The organism is Campylobacter vulpis (genome assembly GCF_014217995.1).
Lineage (GTDB): Bacteria > Campylobacterota > Campylobacteria > Campylobacterales > Campylobacteraceae > Campylobacter_D > Campylobacter_D vulpis.
The window spans coordinates 873,334-893,898 of sequence record NZ_CP041617.1; the positions used below are offsets into that span (position 1 = coordinate 873,334).

General features: G+C 34.2%; 22 protein-coding genes. 4 read left to right on the forward strand and 18 right to left on the reverse strand.

All coding sequences use genetic code 11. From position 1 onward, the window contains the following. Positions 1-24 precede the first annotated feature (24 nt). Positions 25-633, forward strand: a complete 609-nt coding sequence (locus CVULP_RS08770) for a DUF2920 family protein (protein ID WP_252197018.1) — start codon at positions 25-27, stop codon at positions 631-633. Here CVULP_RS08770 and truA read toward each other — a convergent pair. The 10 genes from truA to glmU are packed head-to-tail and all read right to left on the reverse strand — an operon-like array spanning position 623 to position 9,777. Further along, complete coding sequence (truA, locus tag CVULP_RS04465; protein ID WP_099507410.1) at positions 623-1,345, reverse strand: tRNA pseudouridine(38-40) synthase TruA; 723 nt, start codon at positions 1,343-1,345, stop codon at positions 623-625. The two genes, CVULP_RS08770 and truA, sit on opposite strands and share 11 nt — an antisense overlap. Then, positions 1,345-2,370, reverse strand: coding sequence for an LptF/LptG family permease (locus tag CVULP_RS04470; protein WP_099507411.1), 1,026 nt, complete (start codon positions 2,368-2,370; stop codon positions 1,345-1,347). The genes truA and CVULP_RS04470 overlap by 1 nt, the downstream gene beginning before the upstream one ends. Continuing rightward, complete coding sequence (locus tag CVULP_RS04475; protein WP_099461535.1) at positions 2,367-3,128, reverse strand: prepilin peptidase; 762 nt, start codon at positions 3,126-3,128, stop codon at positions 2,367-2,369. Before CVULP_RS04475 ends, CVULP_RS04470 begins: the two co-directional genes overlap by 4 nt. After that, a complete protein-coding gene (gene uppS, locus CVULP_RS04480) occupies positions 3,118-3,786 on the reverse strand; it encodes a polyprenyl diphosphate synthase (protein WP_099507537.1) in 669 nt (222 codons plus the stop codon). The genes CVULP_RS04475 and uppS overlap by 11 nt, the downstream gene beginning before the upstream one ends. Continuing rightward, positions 3,786-4,148 carry a restriction endonuclease subunit S gene (locus tag CVULP_RS04485; RefSeq protein WP_213268871.1) on the reverse strand — a complete coding sequence of 121 codons (363 nt, stop codon included), beginning with the start codon at positions 4,146-4,148 and terminating at the stop codon, positions 3,786-3,788. Before CVULP_RS04485 ends, uppS begins: the two co-directional genes overlap by 1 nt. Further along, positions 4,106-4,816, reverse strand: coding sequence for a restriction endonuclease subunit S (locus CVULP_RS04490; RefSeq protein WP_265575616.1), 711 nt, complete (start codon positions 4,814-4,816; stop codon positions 4,106-4,108). The genes CVULP_RS04485 and CVULP_RS04490 overlap by 43 nt, the downstream gene beginning before the upstream one ends. Further along, positions 4,806-6,731 carry an HsdM family class I SAM-dependent methyltransferase gene (locus tag CVULP_RS04495; protein ID WP_099507514.1) on the reverse strand — a complete coding sequence of 642 codons (1,926 nt, stop codon included), beginning with the start codon at positions 6,729-6,731 and terminating at the stop codon, positions 4,806-4,808. Before CVULP_RS04495 ends, CVULP_RS04490 begins: the two co-directional genes overlap by 11 nt. 3 nt (positions 6,732-6,734) lie before the next feature. Then, entirely contained in the window at positions 6,735-7,349 is a 615-nt protein-coding gene (locus CVULP_RS04500; protein WP_099461538.1) for a hypothetical protein, read from the reverse strand. After that, positions 7,346-8,494, reverse strand: a complete 1,149-nt coding sequence (gene coaBC / locus CVULP_RS04505; RefSeq protein WP_099507515.1) for a bifunctional phosphopantothenoylcysteine decarboxylase/phosphopantothenate--cysteine ligase CoaBC — start codon at positions 8,492-8,494, stop codon at positions 7,346-7,348. Before coaBC ends, CVULP_RS04500 begins: the two co-directional genes overlap by 4 nt. Beyond that, positions 8,491-9,777, reverse strand: a complete 1,287-nt coding sequence (gene glmU, locus CVULP_RS04510; RefSeq protein WP_099507516.1) for a bifunctional UDP-N-acetylglucosamine diphosphorylase/glucosamine-1-phosphate N-acetyltransferase GlmU — start codon at positions 9,775-9,777, stop codon at positions 8,491-8,493. Before glmU ends, coaBC begins: the two co-directional genes overlap by 4 nt. Before the next feature lie 117 nt (positions 9,778-9,894). Here glmU and fliP point away from each other — a divergent pair, with 117 nt between their 5' ends. Continuing rightward, positions 9,895-10,629, forward strand: coding sequence for a flagellar type III secretion system pore protein FliP (gene fliP / locus CVULP_RS04515; RefSeq protein ID WP_099507517.1), 735 nt, complete (start codon positions 9,895-9,897; stop codon positions 10,627-10,629). Here fliP and CVULP_RS04520 read toward each other — a convergent pair. From CVULP_RS04520 to ilvC, 6 genes are all read right to left on the reverse strand, one after another. Continuing rightward, on the reverse strand, positions 10,626-10,844 hold the full coding sequence (locus CVULP_RS04520; protein ID WP_099461542.1) for a hypothetical protein: 219 nt from the start codon (positions 10,842-10,844) through the stop codon (positions 10,626-10,628). The genes fliP and CVULP_RS04520 overlap by 4 nt on opposite strands. Positions 10,845-11,135: 291 nt before the next feature. Continuing rightward, positions 11,136-12,002, reverse strand: a complete 867-nt coding sequence (locus CVULP_RS04525) for an SAM-dependent methyltransferase (RefSeq protein WP_099461543.1) — start codon at positions 12,000-12,002, stop codon at positions 11,136-11,138. Then, a complete protein-coding gene (gene ruvX, locus CVULP_RS04530) occupies positions 11,992-12,372 on the reverse strand; it encodes a Holliday junction resolvase RuvX (RefSeq protein ID WP_099461544.1) in 381 nt (126 codons plus the stop codon). The genes CVULP_RS04525 and ruvX overlap by 11 nt, the downstream gene beginning before the upstream one ends. Next, positions 12,369-13,148: a DNA-processing protein DprA gene (locus tag CVULP_RS04535; protein WP_099507518.1), complete on the reverse strand. Its 780-nt coding sequence runs from the start codon at positions 13,146-13,148 to the stop codon at positions 12,369-12,371. The genes ruvX and CVULP_RS04535 overlap by 4 nt, the downstream gene beginning before the upstream one ends. Next, positions 13,141-14,199, reverse strand: a complete 1,059-nt coding sequence (locus tag CVULP_RS04540) for a divergent polysaccharide deacetylase family protein (RefSeq protein ID WP_099507519.1) — start codon at positions 14,197-14,199, stop codon at positions 13,141-13,143. The genes CVULP_RS04535 and CVULP_RS04540 overlap by 8 nt, the downstream gene beginning before the upstream one ends. Position 14,200: 1 nt before the next feature. Beyond that, positions 14,201-15,220, reverse strand: a complete 1,020-nt coding sequence (gene ilvC, locus CVULP_RS04545; protein ID WP_099507520.1) for a ketol-acid reductoisomerase — start codon at positions 15,218-15,220, stop codon at positions 14,201-14,203. A gap of 107 nt (positions 15,221-15,327) precedes the next feature. On the opposite strand from ilvC, the gene CVULP_RS04550 reads away from it, so the two are divergent. Further along, positions 15,328-17,247 (forward strand): RNB domain-containing ribonuclease, encoded by a 1,920-nt coding sequence (locus CVULP_RS04550; protein ID WP_099507521.1) that lies wholly within the window; start codon positions 15,328-15,330, stop codon positions 17,245-17,247. Further along, the gene (holA, locus tag CVULP_RS04555; RefSeq protein WP_099507522.1) at positions 17,247-18,209 is read left to right on the forward strand and encodes a DNA polymerase III subunit delta; all 963 of its coding nucleotides are present in this window, start codon (positions 17,247-17,249) and stop codon (positions 18,207-18,209) included. Before CVULP_RS04550 ends, holA begins: the two co-directional genes overlap by 1 nt. Here the strand turns inward: holA and CVULP_RS04560 are convergent. Continuing rightward, positions 18,191-18,778: an NUDIX domain-containing protein gene (locus CVULP_RS04560; RefSeq protein ID WP_099507523.1), complete on the reverse strand. Its 588-nt coding sequence runs from the start codon at positions 18,776-18,778 to the stop codon at positions 18,191-18,193. The genes holA and CVULP_RS04560 overlap by 19 nt on opposite strands. Continuing rightward, on the reverse strand, positions 18,775-20,565 hold the full coding sequence (locus CVULP_RS04565; RefSeq protein WP_099461551.1) for a peptidoglycan D,D-transpeptidase FtsI family protein: 1,791 nt from the start codon (positions 20,563-20,565) through the stop codon (positions 18,775-18,777). The genes CVULP_RS04560 and CVULP_RS04565 overlap by 4 nt, the downstream gene beginning before the upstream one ends.

Below are 20,565 nucleotides of genomic sequence, written 5' to 3' on the forward strand. Positions count from 1 at the left end.
GCTGGGGGGAGTTATGGAGGCTATTTGGCTTTACTCATTAGCAAAATAGCACCTTGGTATGTTGATGCTGTTTTTGATAATTCAGGCTCGGCTTTACCGCAGGTTAAATTCATACTAGGACGCGAAAGCAAAACCTGCGATGCCATAGAAACCTACCCACATAATCAAAATCAATACTACACCAAAACTCTTTGGACGAGAAACCCTAGTTCAAAATACTATTTTAGCGATGATTGCTATCTTATAAGAGCGATTTTAAATCCCACGCATTTAGAACTTCAAAAAAGAGCCAAGCCAAACACCATTTTTGTAAGCTATCACAGCGTAGAAGATGAGTTAAATCCTGCCAAAGATAAGGAAAATCTTTATGAAATTTATAAACATTTAAAATTTGATGCAACCTTACATTTGATAAGAGATATAGACGCAAAATTTATCAAAAGCTTAAAACACGGAATGAGGATAAGCGATAAAGCTCTCATCAAAAAAGAATTGCCTCTCGTTTTGGAAAAATTACAAAACAAAACGCAAAAAATTGCTCCCTATAATGAAATATCCTATCCTTGCAAGGATAAAATTTATCGTTTTAAAGATACAAATGAGGGCTTTGAGTGCGAAATTCTTAATAAATAATACGACTTAAATAAAGTCCGTTTGCTGGGGCTAAAAAGCGGTAATGACATTTTTTAGCCTCGATTTGCTCTTTTAATTTATCTTCGCTTAATTCTCCCCTTAGCACTGCCATAACACTTGCCACGCTTAGTCTTATTTGCGCTCTTAAAAAGCCATTAGCCCTAAATTGAAATACGCTTAAATTTTTATGCGTGTAAGCCTGTGCGAAAAACATTATTCTAACGCTCGTTTTCGCACTCCCTCCTGCTTTTTGAAAAAATTTAAAGTCCTTTTCTCCCACAAAATGCCCTAAAAGTTCATTTGCTCTTTTAATATCAAAACGCTCACTAAAGCACACATAACGGCTTAAAAAGGGGTTAAATTCCCCGTGATGAAAGATATATCGATACTCTCTAGCCCTCACATCAAAACGCACAGCATAATTTTCGCTCACGCGTTCAATATTTTTAATGTGTATGAAAGGGTGAGCGAAGCGGTTAAGTTGATTTTTAAGATAAACTAAATTCTTAAAATGCTCCCCACACTCCACACAAGCTACCGCACGAAGGGCATGCACACCCTTATCTGTGCGTGAAGCAAAAAGCACAGGGCTAAAAATACCAAGATGAGCAAGAGCGGCACTTAGAGCATTTTGAACGGAATTTAAATGAGGCTGGGAAGCAGAGCCTAAAAAAGCCGAACCATCATAGGAGAAAACAAGCTTAAGACGCATTAATAACGACTCATTATCATCTTTTTAAAACACAACATAGAAGCCATAAAACTAAGGCTAAAAATCAAAAAAGTTGTTAATAAAGGAGACTTATATAAGCTTGATAAAAGCCCAAAATAAACAGCGATAACTCCAAACATACCAAGATAAATAAAGCCCCTTTCATAGCGGTAGGTTACAATACCAAAACTAAGGGCAAAAAGTGTGCTAGCTAAAGGAAATAAGCTTATACAAACATACATTACAAATTCCCTAGCCTTATCCGCATTTGTGTTAATGTCGTCCCAGTATTCGTAAAATGCTTTAGTTTGCCCTAAATTATCACTAAATTTTGTATTAACAATCAAATTTTCAAACTCACCGATAAATAAAGCCTCATCTGCGTCAAAATTATACATTTTTCCTGCACTAAGCCTAAAAGCAAAGCCCTCGTTTGAACGCTCTAAATTTGCCTCCTTAGCGATGATGAGTTGCTCTTTTAAATTATCAGTGCTTTTTGGGTGATACATAATGATATTTTCATACTTTCCCCCTTTTTCATCTTGTATGAAAATCATCCAGTCTAAAAATTTTTGCCCGAATTCGCCTGTTTTATAATTAAATTTAATTTGCGTTTTTTTATAATCAACGAAATTTTTTTGCAACTGATACACAATGGGTATCATTACTAAGGATACAAAAAGCATTAAAGCACTTAAAAATGCGGCGATTTTAAGAAAAAATTGTGCCATTTTTAAAGGCGTAAAACCAAGTGTGAAAAACACAACGCTTTCATTTTCCCTTGAAAGTCTATAAAGAGCTAAGGTCAGTGCCACAAAAAAGGCAAGCGGTAAGGTAAAAATCAAAATGCGTGGCAGCATAAAGCCGTAAAGCTTAAAAAGGTCTAAAAAGCTAATCTCAATGCTTGAAGTAAGATTCGCAATTTGAATAAAAAAAACCATAGAAACAATGCCAAAAAGCACCAGAAAAATAGAAAGATGTGTCCCTAAAAATTGATTTAAAATATATTTAAATATAAGCTTCAAAATACTCTCCCAACAACTAAATATACACACATAGCAAGGCTTATAAAAGGCAAAAAGGCAAGCTCTTTTTCTCCTTTTTTAAAAGCAAAATAAAAAAAGGGTAAAGATAAAAATGCAGCGATAAAAAGAACATAAAACGCCCCCATAAAGCCAAACAACCCAGCAAAAGCCGCTAATAATATAATGTCCGCATCGCCTAAATTTTCTTCAACTTCTTTATTTTTAAAATTTTTTATAAAAGAAATAAAGCTTTTAAGTAAAAAAATAAAACCAGCAAACATAAAAGCGTTTATAAAAAAATGAAAAATACTCATATCAAAAGCATTGAGATGACTTTCTAAAATTTTTACCAAACAAGCAGTAAAAAAGCCAATCCAAAGCAAGAAATTTGGCACAGCTTTTAATCTTAAATCAATCAAAGAAAGACTAAAGCACACAAAAAGAAAAAGCGTTAAAGCAAGGAATTCTTTAAAAGATTTCGCACAAAATGAGGCAAGATAAATCAAAAAAATGCCAAAAATTTCACTCAAAAAGCACATAAGAGGAATTTTGCCATTACAATTTTTACAACGCCCCTTTAAAAAAAGATAAGAAAAAATAGGCACAAGCTCTAAAAATCCAAGCTTTTTTTCACAAGAAAAGCAAAAAGAACGCATGGCAAAAAGGGGCTTTTTTTCACAAATTCGGCTCGCAAAACTCGCACAAAATGACCCCAAAACCGCCCCCAAAATTCCCCATAATAAAGCATTATTTTCCAAAGGTGCGTTCTCTTTTTCTATATTCTTTAATAATTTTTTTAAATTCCCTTATAGTTAAGGAAGGAAATAAGGTCTCACTAAAGCAAATTTCAGCATAAGAGCTTTGCCAAAGTAAAAAATTTGAAAGTCTTTTAGCATTTCCCACGCGTAGCATTAAATCCACATCTAAAGGCAGGTCTAAATTCGCACTTAAATTCTCCTCACTAAGCTCTAAGCCCTTTTCTACCACTCTTTTAGCCGCTCTTACTATCTCATCTCTTGAGCCATAGCTAATAGCTAAATTCACGCATAAACGCTCACAATGCTTCGTTTTTTCCTCAACTAAAGCTATTTTTTCTTTTAGTTTTTCATCTAAACGCGATAAATCCCCTATCGCCTTTAAACGCACGCCATTTTTTTCAAATTCTTTTAAGGCATCATCTAAACAACGCTCCAAAAGTTTAAAGATAAACTCTACTTCATCAGCTGGACGATTCCAATTTTCCGTGCTAAAGGCAAAAAGTGTAAGTTGAGAAATTTGCTCCTCTACGCATACGCTCATAAGTTTTTGTAGGGTTTTTACGCCCTTTGTGTAGCCAAATTTCGCTAAAAAGCCCTTAGCTTTCGCCCAACGCCTATTTCCGTCCATTACCACGGCTAGATGTTTTAATTCATTCATTATACTCTATCTCCATAAGGTAGGGATTTGATGTAATTTTCCATAAATTCAAAGTCTGGTTCGCCTTTGTGATTTATGGGGAGTTTGATAGTTTCATTTTCTACTCTTCCCAAATTCCTCGCCCTACCATAAGAATAACGATAAACTTCGTGATTTAACACTGCACACACAAAAAGGGCTACATATTGATTTAATTTTTCATTTCTTAAAACGCAAATATTAGTCCCTGTCGCAAAATCCTCTTTTTGATAAAAGGCGTAAATGCCCTCTCCACCTATACTAATGCAATTTCCTTTTGTTATAAATTTCGCTTCCACTTCTACATACCCATCACAGCCATTATTGAAAGTTGTCCTAGAGATGAAGGGGACATTACCCCCCCCCCCCCCCCGTAAGCTTCATCTAAATCACTTTTTACCAAAGAAAAGGTGCTAGAACACTCAAAAATATCCCCAAGTCTAAACTCGCCCCACTTTTCAATATTTAATGGCAGGGCATTTTCAGGGCGATTTTTAGTCGTTAAAGGCTTGTAGTGTAGGGATTTAATATAATTTTCCATAAATTCAAAATCAGGCACTTTTTTACGACCCTTTATAAGCGTTGGTAAATCAATATAATCGTTCATATATTTATACTCCGTAACCTTACGCCCATAATCGTATTTAAATCTATTAGCCGTTAAGATACTATGTAAAAATAAATAAATTTCCGTTTTTGCTACTTCATCAGGGAGTAATAAAATTTTCGCACTATCGCCGACAACACAGCCATTTTTTTGAAAAGAGACAAAACCAGCCGAACCACTTCTAGCAACGGTTAAACAAGGCTTTTCTGTATAGGTGTATCCTTTTGATTTACAATAATCTAAGTCAATTTTGCCTAGCACTCCGTTATTTTCCTCCCCACTTTGAACGACAGCAAAATCCCCAGCATTTTCCTCAATCTCCTCAGTAGTTATACCCTTGCCATTATGTATGCTTAAAATATCTTTAACTTGAAAAGAAGCCCACAACTCCACATCAAGATTCATAAATATTCCCCTCTTTCATTTGATAGGCTAAAAAATTATTTAATGTTTGTTGAAAATCCGCCTGTGAAAGTTTAGAATAATCCGTTTTCATATAGGCTTCGCATAGCCACTCATCTTCGCCGCTTACCTTTGCCATAGCACTTAAGCCATCAACGACCTTTTTATTTCTAAAGACATCTAGCCATTGCTCCTCTATCTTTTTCCATTTGGACTCGCCCCCCTCGTCAAAGAGCTCCACTCTGCCTAAATTTTTCTTTTTCTTAAAGCCGTCTTCTTTGAAGTAGCCAAAAAAGGTTTCATTTGTCGTGCCATCTGTATTAATATGCGGCTTACCAAGGGTAAAAACCATACAACAAGCACTCACAGACGCCCCCGGGTAAAACACTTCCGCTGGAAGGGTGAAAACGGCTTCTAGGGTGTTATTTTCTAGCATAGCTTCTTTGATATTTTTAATATCACTTTTAGAGCCTATGGCAGCACTCATAGGCAGCAAAACTGCTAATTTTACTTCCTTTCTCGTCTCGTTTTTGGCTTCTCTTTCCTCATTTATCTCTTTGATAATATCGCTTAGATATTGTATAAACACAAGCCCTTTTGTGGGGTCTTCCTTGCCCTCTTTCGCACCTTTGCTCCATTTGTTTTTGTAATATTCAGGTATGCTTATGGGCTTGGCGTTATAGGGAGGGTTCATTAAAATAATATCAGGATTTGCCTCTTTGATAAATTCTTTTTTTTCAAAGCAAGAACCAAATTCGATGTTGCTATTACCATCGCCGTGGATTAGCATATTTGTCGTGGCTAGTCCATAAGCCTTTTCCTCCACTTCTATGCCGTAGATATTGTCTTTTTTGACCTTATCCATTAGCTCTTTAGCTTCTTTTTCGGTTTTACCTCTTTTGCAATCGCTTAATTCTTTTACCATAGCTTGCACTAAAAATGACCCACTCCCGCAAGTGATGTCAAGCACCCTTTTTGTCCTATCCACGCCTACCACGCGGCACATAAAATCTGTGATATGGTCAGGGGTGAAGGCTTGGTTTTTATCAGCTTTGCCTGTGTATTTATTAAAAGCGATGAAGAAAAGATTTAAGATGTCTTGCCCCTCCTCGCTCTCGGTATCGATGTATTTATAGATGTCTGTAAGTATGGTTGTTAAAATTTCTATCCAGTCTTTTAATTTTAGCTTTTTGATTTTTTGATCGTTTAGGACATTTTTTTGTAAAAGTTCTATTTTTTTCGCTTTGTTATTTGAGCCGTCAAGTAAATCGCTTAAGGTTCTTTCTATGCTTACGCGAATGGCGTCTTCGTTTGTGTTGCTCCAAAATTCTTTTAAATCTTTGACTAATTTATCATTGATGTGATTTATACCTCGTTTTTTCACTTCGTTTTTAATGTATAAAAGAGTCGTGCCGACAAATTGAGAACGGAGCTTTTCATCAATGTCCTTTTTATGCAAAAGCTCGTTTAAATCATAGGTGTTTTTGAGAACCTTTTCTCTATCGTTTTGCTTATTTATCTCAAATAAAGACATATAATGCTCCATAGTATCAAGCACGACTTCATTTTTTAGTAAGCACTCATCGTTTATATGATTTTTCCAAACCTTGATTTTATTATCGTCAGTGTTGGCAAGTATGGCGATGATTTTTTGAGTGCTGTGGAGGGCTTTTTCAGCCTCTACATAGGCTTTAAGTTGCTTTTCGTCTTTTTGTGTAAATTTTGTTTTTGTTTCGACTAAAATGACAACATCATCTTTACAAAAACGCATATCAACATAAAAATTATTAAATTCTTCGCCAAGCTCTTTTTTTAATTTTGCTTTTTTATTATCTTTTGCGTAACTAAACTCGCCTTTTTCTGTATTTGAGATTAAATATTTTTTACCGATACGCTCTACAATGTCAATTCTTTCCATAAATTATCCCTTAAAATCTAGCAATTTTTTATATTCAAAAAAGGCTTTTAAATTTTTATCTTGAAACACTTGATACTCTAAATGCTCGTTAAGAAATTTTTGCACCTTTAAAAAGGGAGTAAAAACAGAAACTCCCACTTCATCTTTAACGATTTTCAAAGCTCCAAAAACACTAAAATACAAATAAAGCTCCACGATATTTGCCCTCTTTCTTAATTGAAACAAGCAAGGCTTATTTTCAAAAATAAAAGGGATATGATAGACATTTTCAAAACTAGCAAAAAGCATTTCTTTAAAAATTTGAAAACTTTGCAAATCCTTAGCCGCACTTAAATTTTCTACAATAAAACGCTTAAAATCAAAATCCTCTCCTAATAATTTTAAAATCAGCTCAATTCCCTGTTCGTAAGGTGTGAAATTTGGACGCTTACAAAGATGTCTAAATTGTATCACGCCCTCACTCATATAAAGCTCCGCTAAATACTCCGCCCCCACTTCAAGCTCTATCATACTTTTTGTTTGAATTTGCTTTTTATTAAGCTCTAGGGTATAGTGTGCGTAGCCTGATTTTGCTAGGACTTTCATAGGTATAGGAAGAGTAGAATTAATCAAATTCATAATTTTTCGCACATTTTTGCAAGTTCAAATGCAAGGGCTTTTTTGCTTTTAAATTCGCTTTTTACGCTTGAATCTTGCGTGATGAAAATAAGCTCATTATTATCCGCACCGAAATAATTTTTCTCACTCAAAACATTAAGACAAATCATATCAAGCCTTTTTTCTTTTAAGACATTTTGTGCGTTATAAAGGGCGTTTTGAGGGTCAAGCTCCATTTTAAAGCCTATTTTTTTACCCTTAAATTTGCAAGTTTTTAGCAAGTCTTCATTTAAACTCAAATTTAAATTAAGCCCCGCTTCACTCTTTTTAATCTTACCTTTTTGATAATTGGGGATAAAATCACTCACAGCCGCCGCCATAATTAAAAAATCACCCCCCTCAAAACGCCTTAAAAGTGCCTTTAAATCGCTTGAGCTTTCGTAATTTAAAAGCTCAAAAGGCGTTTGAAAATCCGTTGAGCTTAAAAATTTCACATCAGCACCCAAATAATAAAAGGCAAAGGCAATTTCTTTAGCCATTTTTCCGCTTGAAAAATTACTAATGCAACGCACATCGTCGATTTTTTCCCTTGTGCCACCTCCACTTATAATCACACTTTTACCACAAAAAAATTCCTCTTTTAAAAGCTCTCTTTTACTAAAATGAAAAATATCTAAAACCTCCGCTAAAGCACCGATTCCCTCATCTTTACAAGCTAGTTTTTTATAAACTGGTTCTATGATTTTAGCTCCATTTTGCTTTAAAACTTGAAGAGAGTTTTGAGTGCTAAAATGTAAATACATCGCCGAATTTGCTGCTGGAGCTATGATAAGGGGGGCTTTAGCTGCCATTAAGGTTTGGATAAAAAGCGTATCTACTATGCCGTTTGCAAGTTTGTTGATAGAATTCACACTTGCTGGGGCAAAAAGCACAAGGTCGGCATCTTTGCTAAAGGCGATATGATTATTATGATTTTGCCACGACTCATTTTCCTCGCATAAAAGCTCGTCTGCTAAAGCTTCAAAACTAAGCTTAGAAGCAAATTTCAAAAGCCCCTTACTTAATAAAACTTTAACTCTAAAGCCCTCTTTTTTAAATAAAGAAATCAACTCATAAGATTTATAAAAGGCTATGCTACCGCTAATGGCTAAAAGTATGGTTTTCATTGAAATTTTTTATAAAAATAATCTTTTAAAATCTTGCTTTGTGCTCTATTAATAAAAAGCGAACCTTTAGGGACATTTTCACTTACAGAACTTCCCGCTGCGATGATAACCTCATCTTCTATGCAAACAGGTGCGATAAACTGCGTATCAGAGCCTACGAAAACATTTTTACCAATAATGGTTTTGTGTTTTTTAACTCCATCATAATTACAAGTAATCGTCCCGCAGCCTATATTTGTCCCCTCCTCTATCTCACAGTCTCCTAAATAGCTTAAATGCCCAGCTTTCACGCCGTTTAATTTAGCATTTTTACACTCGACAAAATTACCTATATGCGTGTTTTTAAGCTCACATTTTGGACGCAAATGTGCTAAGGGTCCTATACTCGAAAAGCTTATTTTACTATCCTCTATCACGCTTGAGCTTTTGATAATAGAGCTTTCTATCACGCTTTTACCCTCAATCCTCACATTTTCATACACTTCACACTCGCCTATAAATTTCACATCTAAGCTTATGAAAATAGAGCTTGGATTATGCAAGATGACACCCTCTTTTTGCCAAAATTTTTTAATTTTATCCTGCATTAAATTTTCTGCCACACTTAGCTCAATTTTATCATTGACACCCATAAATTCCTCTTCATCGACAAAAAGCGGCTTAATGTGTGTATTTTTAGCCCTTGCAAGTTTAATGATGTCTGTTAAATAATACTCCTTAGCCTTGTTTTCATTGTCGATTAGGGGTAAAAGCTCACTTAAAAGCTTTGCATTTACCATATAAACGCCTGCATTACAAGTTTTAATCATTTTTTCCTTTTCATCGGCGTCTTTTAGCTCAACGATTTTTTGCACTTCGCCTTTTTCAAGCACAACCCTACCATAACTTTTTGCATCTTTTGCCTCAAAAACGGCTAGAGCTAAATCACTTTTTAACTCAAGCAAGGCTTTAAGACTTTGAAGCTCTATTAAGGGCATATCTCCACAGAGGATTAAAACTCTTTCATTTTGTGCCTTATAATCCTTTAAAGCTCCTGCGGTGCCGGGGAAACGGACTAAATCTTGCTCTATAAACTTAGTTTGCGGGAAAAATGTGGCGATTTCTTTCTCTATTCTTTCTTTTTGATGTGATAAAACCACGCTCACATCATCACTTAAGGCAAAAGCCTTTTCTAAAATATGCAAAATCATACTTTTACCACAAATTTTTTGCAAAACCTTAGGTGTGCTTGATTTCATTCTTGTGCCAAGACCCGCCGCTAAAATAACAATAGAGCTTTTCATCATTTCCCTTTACTTATAATTATTTTCTTATTTTAGCAACAAAAGGTTAAAATTAAAGCAAAAGTTAAAGTGCTTAAAGGTAGAATTCAGCCTTTATTTTAGCTTAGGATTTTTGGATTGAAAAGCATTTTTTTACTCATTTTATTTGCCTTAAGTGTTTTTGGAGCGGAAGCTACCATACCAACGGTAAATTTAAGTCTTAGCGCACCAGACACGCCCAACCAGCTTGTAACAACGCTCAATATCATCATCGTTTTAACCATACTTGCCCTTGCTCCTAGCATTATTTTTATAATGACTTCTTTTTTAAGGCTTATCATCGTTTTTTCTTTTTTAAGACAAGCAATGGGAACGCAAAGTATGCCTCCAAATACCATTTTGGTTACTATGGCTTTGATTTTGACCTTTTTCATTATGGAGCCTGTGGCGACAAAGTCCTATAATGAGGGCGTGAAGCCCTACTTAGAGGAGAAAATAGGCTATGAAGAAGCCTTTGTAAAAGGCGTGAAACCTTTTAAGGATTTTATGCTTAAAAATACGCGTGAAAAGGACTTAGCACTATTTTACCGCATTAGAAATTTGCCTAATCCAAAAACCATAGACGATGTGCCTTTAAGCGTTTTAGTGCCTGCTTTTATGATTTCAGAGCTTAAAACGGCTTTTGAGATAGGTTTTCTCATTTATCTGCCTTTTTTAGTTATTGATATGGTCGTAAGCTCTGTTTTAATGGCTATGGGTATGATGATGCTCCCACCTGTGATGATTTCTCTGCCTTTTAAACTGCTTATTTTTGTGCTAGTTGATGGGTGGAATTTGCTCGTTCAAAGACTAGTTGAAAGCTTTGTAACTTAGCTAAATTTCATAAGCAAAATTGACAAAAAAAGATATAAAAGCAAGGATAATGCTAAAACTAAAAATAAATGAAATAACAAGCCCTCCACACAAAAAAGAATGAAAAAAATAACAAAAAGAAATACAAAAATAACACGCCCTAAAAAGACTTTCTCTAAAACTTTACTAAAATAAAGAGTATAATCTAAAATAAGAATAAAAATAAAATCTAACACCCTTAAATCCCTAATGGCATTTTGTAGTTACTTCAGGGGCATTTGCAGCCGTAACGCCTAAAATTAAGGAAATAACTCTATCTTGTTGATAGACATATTTACAAGCCGCATTTAATGGACTATAAGATAAAAAAATAATACAAAAAATATAATTTTTCATTATCTTAAATCCTCCTATTAAAAAATAATAATGATATTATATATCAAAATTATAAAATTAATATTAATTATCAAAAATGAATTCTTGTTTATTTTCCAATACCTTTTAAACGGCTTATTTTTGTGCTAGTCCTAAATTTTACGCATTTTAGCGATGAAAAAGCCATCGTAATTTTCGCAAGGCATAATGCGTCTAGCCTTTCCAAGTTCTTTAAATTCGCTCTTTGCCTCCTTTGCTCTCACGCCTTCTAAATCAAGTTCTAAAAATTCAAGCTCAAATTCACTTTTTAAAGCATTTTCTAAAACCTCTTCATTTTCTTCTTTAAAAAAGGTGCAAGTGCTATAAACTAATTCGCCTCCGTGCTTTAACGCTTTTAAGGCAGAGTGAAGAAGCTTTTTTTGCAAAAGAGCTAGAGCTTTGATTTCTTTTAGAGATTTTACATTTTCAAAGCCTGTTTTAGCTAAGGTAGAGCAAGGTGCATCAAGTAAAATTTTGTCAAATTTCAAAGGACACAAACGCCCTATACTTTTCGCATCTTTTAAAAAAATCTTAGCATTAACCCCATAATTTTTCAAATTTTTTTGCAGAGTAAAAAACCTTTCTCTATTTGCCTCCACACAGGCTAAATAAGCCTTATTTTGCATAAAATTTGCTAAATTAATACTCTTTCCACCCGGAGCCGCACACATATCTAAAATGCTTTCATTAGGCTTAACATTTAAATTTTTAGCACAAAGATAAGAAGAATAATTTTGTATATAAAAATGTCCCTCATTAAAGGCTTTCATCTTACTTAAAATGCTTTTATCTTCTGCCTTAAAAAGATAGCAAAAAGGATTAAGTTTTTGAAATTTTAAATCCTTAAAAAAATCATTGATTAAATTTTCATTTGTTTTTAAGAAATTTAAAAATACACAGATATTTTTAGGACTCTTAAAGCTTTCTTTTAAAATTTCAAGCTCATTTGGGGTGTAAATTTGTGCTAATTTAGCCTCCAAAATATCCCCTTAACATTATCAAAGCAGCTAAAGAGTCTAATTTGCCGTCCTTTTTACGCGAATTTACCACGCCTAAACTTTGTGCCTCTTTACTTGTATAAGCTTCATCGACAAAAACAAGCTCCCCGCTAAATTCTAGTAAAGAGACAAAATGACGCACCCTTTTACTCATCTCCTCCTCACTCGTCCCACCCTTAGGTAAGCCCACGATAAGCTTGGAAATCGCATATTTTTCGATGAGCTCTTGCACTTCCTTTGCGGCTTGATGACGATTTTTCCTCAAAATAGCATCAAGAGGCAAAGGGATATTTTCTAAGTATAAAGCCACACCTATGCGTTTTAAGCCCACATCTAAAGCTAAAATCCTCATTTTAAAAGCCTTATCCAAATGCCATCGATGGCGATTTTACCCTCAAGCTCATATTCATAAACCTTTTCGCCATATTTTTGCAAGGCTTGCTCCACACTCACACCCTTTTGACAAAATTGCAAAAATTCATCTTCATAGCTTTCTTCTTTTACCCTTCCAAAATGTGCCGCAAAAGTCCTAAAATCCGCTATCAAATTTGCCTTTTTATCCTGTAAAAGTAAATTAGTTCCAAGGCTTTCCTCCAATCTTTGCGGGAGAACAAAAAGTGGTTTTTGCATTTGCAAACTTAGCCTAGCACTTTGCATAGAACCACTTTGAAGATGTGCTTGTGCAATGACAACAGCCTCACTTAAGGCGATAATAAGGCGGTTTCTTAGCAAAAAATCAAAGCCCTGAGGCATATAAGCGTCCTCATTTTCACTTAAAGCCAAGCCTTTAGCGTAAATTTCTTTAATAAGCTTTTCATTTGTGCGTGGGTAAATGTGCTTTAAACCATTAGCAAAAATGCCTATATGTAGAGGCAAAGAGCCTAAAGCCGCATTGATATCCACGCCCAAAGCCCCTCCACTTACTACGCAAACTCCAGCGTTTTTAAGAGTAGTGGCTAATTCTAAAACGCAATTTTTTGTATAAACACTCATCTTTCTAGAGCCTATAATAGCGACCTTAGGATAGGATAAAAGCTCCAAATTTCCTTTAAAATAAAGGCTTTTAGGCTTATCTTTTAAGGCGTTAAAAAGACTTAAATAAGCACTAGGTAAAACTTCACTATTCATAAAGCTCACTCAAATACACAAGCTCCACGCTTTTTAGCAGCTCTTTACTCTCTTTTAAAGCTTTAAAAGTGTTTTTTTTGGGGTGTCCTATGGCTATGGCATAGCCCCTTTTTTTAGCCAAATTGACAGCACTTAAAAGCTGATTTTTAATATAAATCACATTATCTTCATTATCTAAAAAAACATCTCTTTGTATGTAAATTTTTCCCATTTCTTTGGCGATTTTAGGAGCTTGTGAATTGTGTATGGTTTTAGAATCCACAAAGCTTAAATGATACTTATCTAAAACTTTATAAAGCTTTCTCATAGCTCTTTCATCACTTGTAAAAAGGCTTCCCGTGTGATTATTGATAAATTTTAAATCCTTAAATTCGTCTTTAATCTTAGCAATCGTTTTTTCAATCTCCTCCTTGCTATCCTCTGGACTTAAAACAGGCATTTTATTCTGAAAGGAAAGGGCTTTTAAGGGCAAATGCACCATATAAAATTCAAATTCATTAGCTAGTTTTGGAGTATTTGGATGTAAAGTGTGAGAGGGGAAAAAGGAGGGATTAAGCTTTAAATTTAAAGCTTTAAGACTTCTTGTTTGCTCCTCATTTGCCATATCATCGATGATAATGGCTAATTTTGGCTTTTGTCCCACAACAAGCTTTAAATTTTCTTGTTTTGCTTCATTTTTGCTTAAATTTTGCTCCAAATTGAGATTTTGATTTTGTTCTTTGCTTAAATTCAATTCTTTTAAATCTTCACTTAAATTTTTATCTGTCGCTAAACTTTCATTATTCAAAGCATTTTTTTGACTTAAATTTGCCTCAAAATGCTCTTTTTCATCTACTTTCGCTTGACTTAAATCTGCCTCTAAAGGCTTAAAAACGGCATTTTGATTTTCTAGCAATTCTTCCGTTTTAAAAGTAGAATTTGTAGGCTTTAACTTAGATTCTTGTAGGGTTTGCTTTTTGCTTAAAATCAGCAAAATTAAAATCACACAAATTAAAATCAAAATACTAAGAAGTAAAATTTTTTGAATAAGACTAATATTTTTTTTTGACAATTTAATTTTTATCCTTATCTACAAGCTTATTTTTGCTAATCCAAGGCATCATTTTATGGATATTTTGCCCAGTTTTTTCAATTAAAGATTGCTTAGTATTTTGACGCATAGTGTGCATTTTGGCAAAATTTGCTTTTTTTTCCAGAATAAAATCCCTCGCAAAAACGCCATTTTGTATATCTTTTAAGATATTTTTCATCGCTTTTTTAGTGTGCGGTGTAATAATCTTAGCCCCACTTACATAGCCTCCATATTCCGCTGTATTAGAGATAGAATAACGCATATCACCAATGCCCCCTTGATAAAGCAAATCTACGATGAGTTTTACCTCGTGTAAGCACTCAAAATACGCCATTTCAGGTTCATACCCTGCCTCGACTAGGGTTTCAAAACCAGCCTCTATCAAATTCACAAGCCCCCCGCAAAGCACAGCTTGTTCTCCAAAAAGATCGGTTTCGGTTTCGTGCTTAAAACTTGTCTGCATAATGCCAACTCTTCCTGCTCCTATCGCACTTGAATAAGAAAATGCTAAATCCAATGCCCTGCCACTTATATCTTGATGCACGGCAATTAAACAAGGCAAACCACTCCCTTGCACAAATTCACTTCTTAAAGTATGTCCTGGTCCTTTTGGAGCTATCATAATCACATCAACAAATTCAGGAGGTATAATTTGTCCGTAGTGGATATTAAAGCCGTGTGCAAAAGCTAGAATTTGCCCCTGTTTTAAATAAGGCTTCATTTCCTCTTCATAAAGCTCGGCTTGATTTTCATCAGGTGTTAAAATCATTATCAAATCAGCCTTTTTGCAAGCCTGTGTTACACTCAAAACCTCAAAACCTGCATTTTGTGCCTTTTCATAGCTTTTTCCCTCCCTTAAACCGATGAAAACTTCTACGCCACTATCTCTTAAATTTAGTGCGTGAGCGTGTCCTTGTGAGCCAAAGCCTATAATAGCAACCCTTTTTGACCGGATTAAATTAAGATCGCAATCTTTATCATAATGCACCTTAAGAGCCATTTACTCCCCTTTTTTTACAAAAGCGAAATTATAGCAAAAGAGACTTAAATTTGCATTTATAAACTTTAAGTAAAATTGTGTAAAAATTCAAAGTGAAGTGAAGTAAAGTGAAAGAATTTTTAAAAAGTTTAAGTTATGGTGTGCGTGAAAATCAAGTCAGTAATGAATTTAAACAAATTCTAAGAGAGCTTTTAGCCTCAAATGTCTTAAAAGAATATAAAAATAAATATTATCTTAACAATGGCTATGTTTTTGGAGAGCTTGACATCTCAAGTAAAGGCACGGGCTTTTTAAGTGCGTATGATGAGAGTTTTGCTAAGGATTTGTTAATAGAAAATAAGCATTTAAAAGGGGCTAATTATAAAGATATAGTTGTCGCTAAACTCCTCCCACTTAAGAAAAAAAGACCTAGTGCTAAGGTCGTTTTAGTGCTTAAAAAAGCAAATGAGACTTCCATAGTTGTAACTAAAAAATATGGCGAAGCTGTGCTAGGACTTAATGTCAAAACGGGACTTTCCACAGCCCTTAAAGCCTCACAAAAATCTCTCAAAGCCCTACCCCTTGGCTCTGTTTTAAAAATAGAAAATACAAATAATGAAATTTTAGAAGTTTTAGGACATATTGACGATGAAAGTGTTGATGAAAAAATTTCTCTAGCACTTTTTAATAAAAATAGCGAATTTGATGAAACCTGCATAGAAGAAGCTCTAGCTAATGGCGATTGTGTCGATGCGAGTATGTATCCTGAGCGTGTGGATTTAAGACATTTAAGTTTTTGCACGATTGATCCCATTCACGCGAAAGATTTTGATGATGCGATTTATTATGATGAAAAAAAGAGAGAACTTTATGTGGCGATTGCTGATGTAAGTGAATATGTTTTTGCATATTGTGCGACCGATAAAGAGGCGAGGCATAGGGGCTTTTCTATCTATTTTCCCCATATTTCTATCCCTATGCTACCGCGTCCTTTAAGCGAAAATATCTGCTCCTTAAAGCCAAATTTAGACCGCCTTACTTACTGCTTTAAAATCACTTTTAATCAAAATAATGAAATTTGCAAAGAAGAGCTTTTTGAAGCCATTATCAATTCTAAGCGGCGTTTTCATTATGATGAAGTTGATGAGCTTTTAGAGAAAAAAAGCAATTTAGGCGAACTTTCTTGGATTTATAAGCTTTTTAACTTAACGCAAATTTTAAGAAAGGCTCGTCTTAAAAACGCTTTTGAATTTAAAACAGAAGAATTGAGAATGTTTTTAGATGAGAATTTAAGCCTTAAAAGCACTTTTTATGAAAAAGATACGCCCTCGCACGGCTTAATTGAGGATTGTATGCTTTTGGCAAATAAGGCAGCAGCTAAAATGCTAGGTGAAGTGGGCATTTTTAGAAACCACGCTCCAGCAGATGATAAAAAAATTACAAAGCTTTTAGAAGAGCTTAGTATGCTTGGCATAGATGTGAAGTATAAAAATAATCTTAGCGAACTCATACGCGATGTCCAAGCCTTAGCCGATGAGCTTGACATTAGAGCTGAAGTGGATAAACTTATCATCAAGGCACAAAAAAAGGCTTGTTATGCCAGTGAAAATGGGGGACATTTTGGACTTGGTTTTGATAAATACACACATTTTACAAGCCCGATTAGACGCTATTCTGATTTGATTTTACACAGACTTTTAAAAGCGAAGCAAAGGGGGGATTTAAAGCTTTATGAATATTTACTTTTAAATATACAAAACACTTGCGAAAATTTAAGCCTTTTAGAAAGAGAAGCGGACAGGGTTGCTTATGACTTTATGGATAGAAAATTTGCAAGATGGGCAAAGCGTAATGTAGGCAAGGTTTTTAATGCCTTTATTAGCGAAAATGATACCCTTAGCATAGCCAAACTTGACGATGAGATTAAAGGGGCAGAAATTATTTTAGAGCATAATAAAAGCAATCTTTTGCAAAAAGTAAGGATACAAATCATCGAAGCAGACATCATTTTTGCTAAAATTTTTGGACGTGTAGTTGAGGAACTTTGATGTATAGAAGAGACTTGCAAAAAGCTTTAGAAAATAACAATTTTTCTAATTTTTTCTTACTTTATGGAGGAGATAATTTTCAAATTGAACTTTATGCAAATTTCATTAAGCAAAAATATGCCGTAGAGGAAAATTTGAAACTCTATTTTGAAGAATATGATTTTGCTAGAGCGAGTGATTTTTTAGCACTTGGCTCACTTTTTAGCTCCAAAAAACTCTTAGAATTAAAATGCTTCAAAAAACCTAGTAGCAAGGATTTAAAAGCCTTAATTTCTTTATGCAAAAATAATACGGATAATTTTTTCTTACTTGAGCTTTATGATGAAAATTCAAAACAGGGTGAACTAGAAAAAATTTTTGAAAATCATTTTGCACGATTTTTTAAAATTTCAAATCCTAAAGAAGGAATTGAGCTTTTAGCTATGAAAGCTAGAGAGTTAAATGTAGAAATCACACATAATGCTCTCATAACACTTTTTGTCAGCTTTGATGAAAATCTTTACCTAGCGGCAAGTGAGTTAAATAAATTTATAGGCTTAAAAGTTGATGAAAATGTCGTTAAGCAGTATTGTTATAGCCTTGCTTTGGTGGGCTTTGATGACTTTTTTGACAAGCTTTTAAAAACGCAAAATATAAAAGAAGAACTTGAAAAAATTTTAGAAAGTTTTAACGAAATTGCTCTTATCAATTCGCTTTCAAATGCTTTTTATAAACTTTTCAAAATAGCCATTTACGCTAAAATTTATGGAAAAATAGACTTTAAAGACCTCTTAGGTTACACGCCTCCACCTCAAGTGGGACAAGCTCTAAGTGGGCAAGCTTTTAAGCTAAATTTAAAACAATATAAAGCAATTTTTAACCTTCTTCTTAAAAGTGAATATGAAATCAAAACAAATTCCAAGCTTAGCAAAAAGGAATTTTTACTCGCAAATTTACTTGAACTTCAACGCATTTTAAAATGATGCTTCATAAACCAAAGGTAAGCAAAATCTAGCAAAGGCGTTCTTATCTGCTCTTTTATAAAGCTCTCATATTCACAAACTTTCACATAAACAGCTTCGATTTGCTCCCCATCAACGCCCCCACCTTGTGCGACTTTATCCTCTTCATCAATCTCAGCATAATAAAAGCTTTGCTTACTCACACCAGAGCCAAAACCTGTATAATAATCGCCTATTTTTTCAAGCTTTTTAGGTAAAAAGCCAAGCTCTTCCACGCATTCTTCCCTTGCTATCTCTTCTAGGCTTAAATTTTTATCTACAAGCCCCGAGCAAAGCTCTATGGTATAGCCCATATTTGCATTTTTTTGATAAAATTCATCATTGTCTTGATGATACCAAAGTGGAATTCTAAACTGCCTCACAAAAACAAAACTCTCCAAACCCTTATGATACAAAAGCACCGAAACGCTATCCTTAGCTTCAATAAAATCCCAAGTATAATTCTCACCCTTACTTTCATATGTGAAACGCTTAGGCTTAATATAAATCGAGGAACTAAAAGGAACTTCTTTTAAATTCTTAAAATTCATTGCTTAATCTCCATAGGACTTAAAAAATTTTCATTAATTAAAATATTGACAATATCCTTAAACATCGGCAAGGCACTTTGTGCAGCATAATAGCTATAAGGCTTAGTTGGATTTCTCACTAAAACGCCTATGGTATAGGAATTTGTCGCATCATTTGCAAAGCCAAAAAATGATGAATTATAGCGATTGCTCGTATAGCCTTTACGCTCAGCTATCCTCGCTGTACCCGTTTTACCCCCTATGATAATCCCCTCCGTCCTAGCCCTTCTTCCCGTGCCTTTTTCTATAACATTAATGAGAATTTGCTTCATTTCAGCTGCTGCTTTGCTTGAAAGAACTTTCTCCTGCTTAATTTCATCATCAAGCATAGTCCATTGAGAATTTTGATAAAATTTTTCCGCCAAACGCGGCGTAATATAGATACCATCATTATTAAAAACATTATAAGCGGCAAGAAGCTGCATAAAGGTCGTTTTCAGTCCATAACCATAGCTTAAAACGGACTTTTCTATCTCCCTTAAGCGGTTAGGATTTGGTAAATCACCCTTTTGCTCATAGGGTAAATCTATCCCACTTTTTTCGCCAAATTTAAAAATTTTAAGTCCAGTAATAATTTCTAAATTGCTCATTCTTTTAGAAATTTGTATCATACCAACATTTGATGAAAGAGTAATCACCTCCTCCATACTCATCTTATCTTTTTTATGGTCATCGCTAATGGTAAAACGCCCAAGTTTATATTGTCCGCCATAAGTTTTAATAATTTCATCAATTTTAAGCTTACCAAGCCTTAAAGCCGTTACAAAAATAAAAGGCTTAATTACAGAACCTGCCTCATACCCATACTCAATAGCACTTGCATTAAGCACGGATAAATCCTTACCCCTATTTTGAGGGTCATAACGCCTAGAACTTGCTAGAGCTAAAATTTTACCCGTTTTACTCTCCATAACTCCAACTATAATTTCATTTGCCTTTAAATCGGCATTTCTTTGGTCTATGGCTTTTTCTATATTTTTTTGAAGTTTTAAAGAAACATTAAGATATAAATCACAACCATTAATTTTTCTTTGTTGAATAGAATTTAAATTTAAAATAATATTTCCACCCACATCTTTAAGTCCTTGAATTTTCTCATTTTGCAAGGGCATTAAACATTGCTCATAATATTTTTCCAAGCCTTTTACGCCCACATTTTTCAAAATATTATTTTCTTTATCCAAAAGTGTGCGGGTATAACCTATAGCAGGCGTTAAAGCATTGATGGATATATAGTTTCTATCTTCCCTATGCTCTATGATGCTAAGTCCCCTTGTCTCCACGCGTCCATTATTATTTGTAAAAGCCTTAAAAAAACCTTGTATATAGAGCTTTTTGGCTAAATCTTTAAGATAACTTGCCTGTTTAGAGTGTAAATTTGAAGCTAAAACAAAATTATAATTTCGCTTTTTTTGTGTTTGCATACGCTTTTTAATTTCTGCCATTTGCCTATCATCAAAACCACTATAAATTTGAAAAAGCTTTAAAAAAAGCTCGGTTCTATCCTTCTTAAGACTTCTTAGATCAATCTCTGCCCTATAAATCTCACGCGAACTTGCTATGGTAAAATTATCTTTTGTAATGATAGAGCCTCGCAAAGCAAGGCTATATTGATCTTTTTCTGTGTTTGGAATATAGCGTTTGGAAGTTAAAAAAAAAGTCGAGCTTAAAAAAATAATCATAAATAAAAGTGCCATACAATAAGCAAAGGCGACTTTTGAAACTCTATTTTTCTTGTATTCTTGCAT

What these genes read in the sequence shown, in the direction of transcription:
- ruvX (WP_099461544.1), bottom strand. Translation starts at nt 12,372, where the DNA reads ATGAGGATTTTAGCTTTAGATGTGGGCTTAAAACGCATAGGTGTGGCT.
- CVULP_RS04560 (WP_099507523.1), bottom strand. Translation starts at nt 18,778, where the DNA reads ATGAATTTTAAGAATTTAAAAGAAGTTCCTTTTAGTTCCTCGATTTAT.
- holA (WP_099507522.1), top strand. Translation starts at nt 17,247, where the DNA reads ATGTATAGAAGAGACTTGCAAAAAGCTTTAGAAAATAACAATTTTTCT.
- truA (WP_099507410.1), bottom strand. Translation starts at nt 1,345, where the DNA reads ATGCGTCTTAAGCTTGTTTTCTCCTATGATGGTTCGGCTTTTTTAGGC.
- uppS (WP_099507537.1), bottom strand. Translation starts at nt 3,786, where the DNA reads ATGAATGAATTAAAACATCTAGCCGTGGTAATGGACGGAAATAGGCGT.
- CVULP_RS04490 (WP_265575616.1), bottom strand. Translation starts at nt 4,816, where the DNA reads ATGAATCTTGATGTGGAGTTGTGGGCTTCTTTTCAAGTTAAAGATATT.
- CVULP_RS04495 (WP_099507514.1), bottom strand. Translation starts at nt 6,731, where the DNA reads ATGGAAAGAATTGACATTGTAGAGCGTATCGGTAAAAAATATTTAATC.
- CVULP_RS04500 (WP_099461538.1), bottom strand. Translation starts at nt 7,349, where the DNA reads ATGAATTTGATTAATTCTACTCTTCCTATACCTATGAAAGTCCTAGCA.
- glmU (WP_099507516.1), bottom strand. Translation starts at nt 9,777, where the DNA reads ATGAAAAGCTCTATTGTTATTTTAGCGGCGGGTCTTGGCACAAGAATG.
- ilvC (WP_099507520.1), bottom strand. Translation starts at nt 15,220, where the DNA reads ATGGCTCTTAAGGTGCATTATGATAAAGATTGCGATCTTAATTTAATC.
- CVULP_RS04535 (WP_099507518.1), bottom strand. Translation starts at nt 13,148, where the DNA reads ATGAATAGTGAAGTTTTACCTAGTGCTTATTTAAGTCTTTTTAACGCC.
- coaBC (WP_099507515.1), bottom strand. Translation starts at nt 8,494, where the DNA reads ATGAAAACCATACTTTTAGCCATTAGCGGTAGCATAGCCTTTTATAAA.
- CVULP_RS04565 (WP_099461551.1), bottom strand. Translation starts at nt 20,565, where the DNA reads ATGCAAGAATACAAGAAAAATAGAGTTTCAAAAGTCGCCTTTGCTTAT.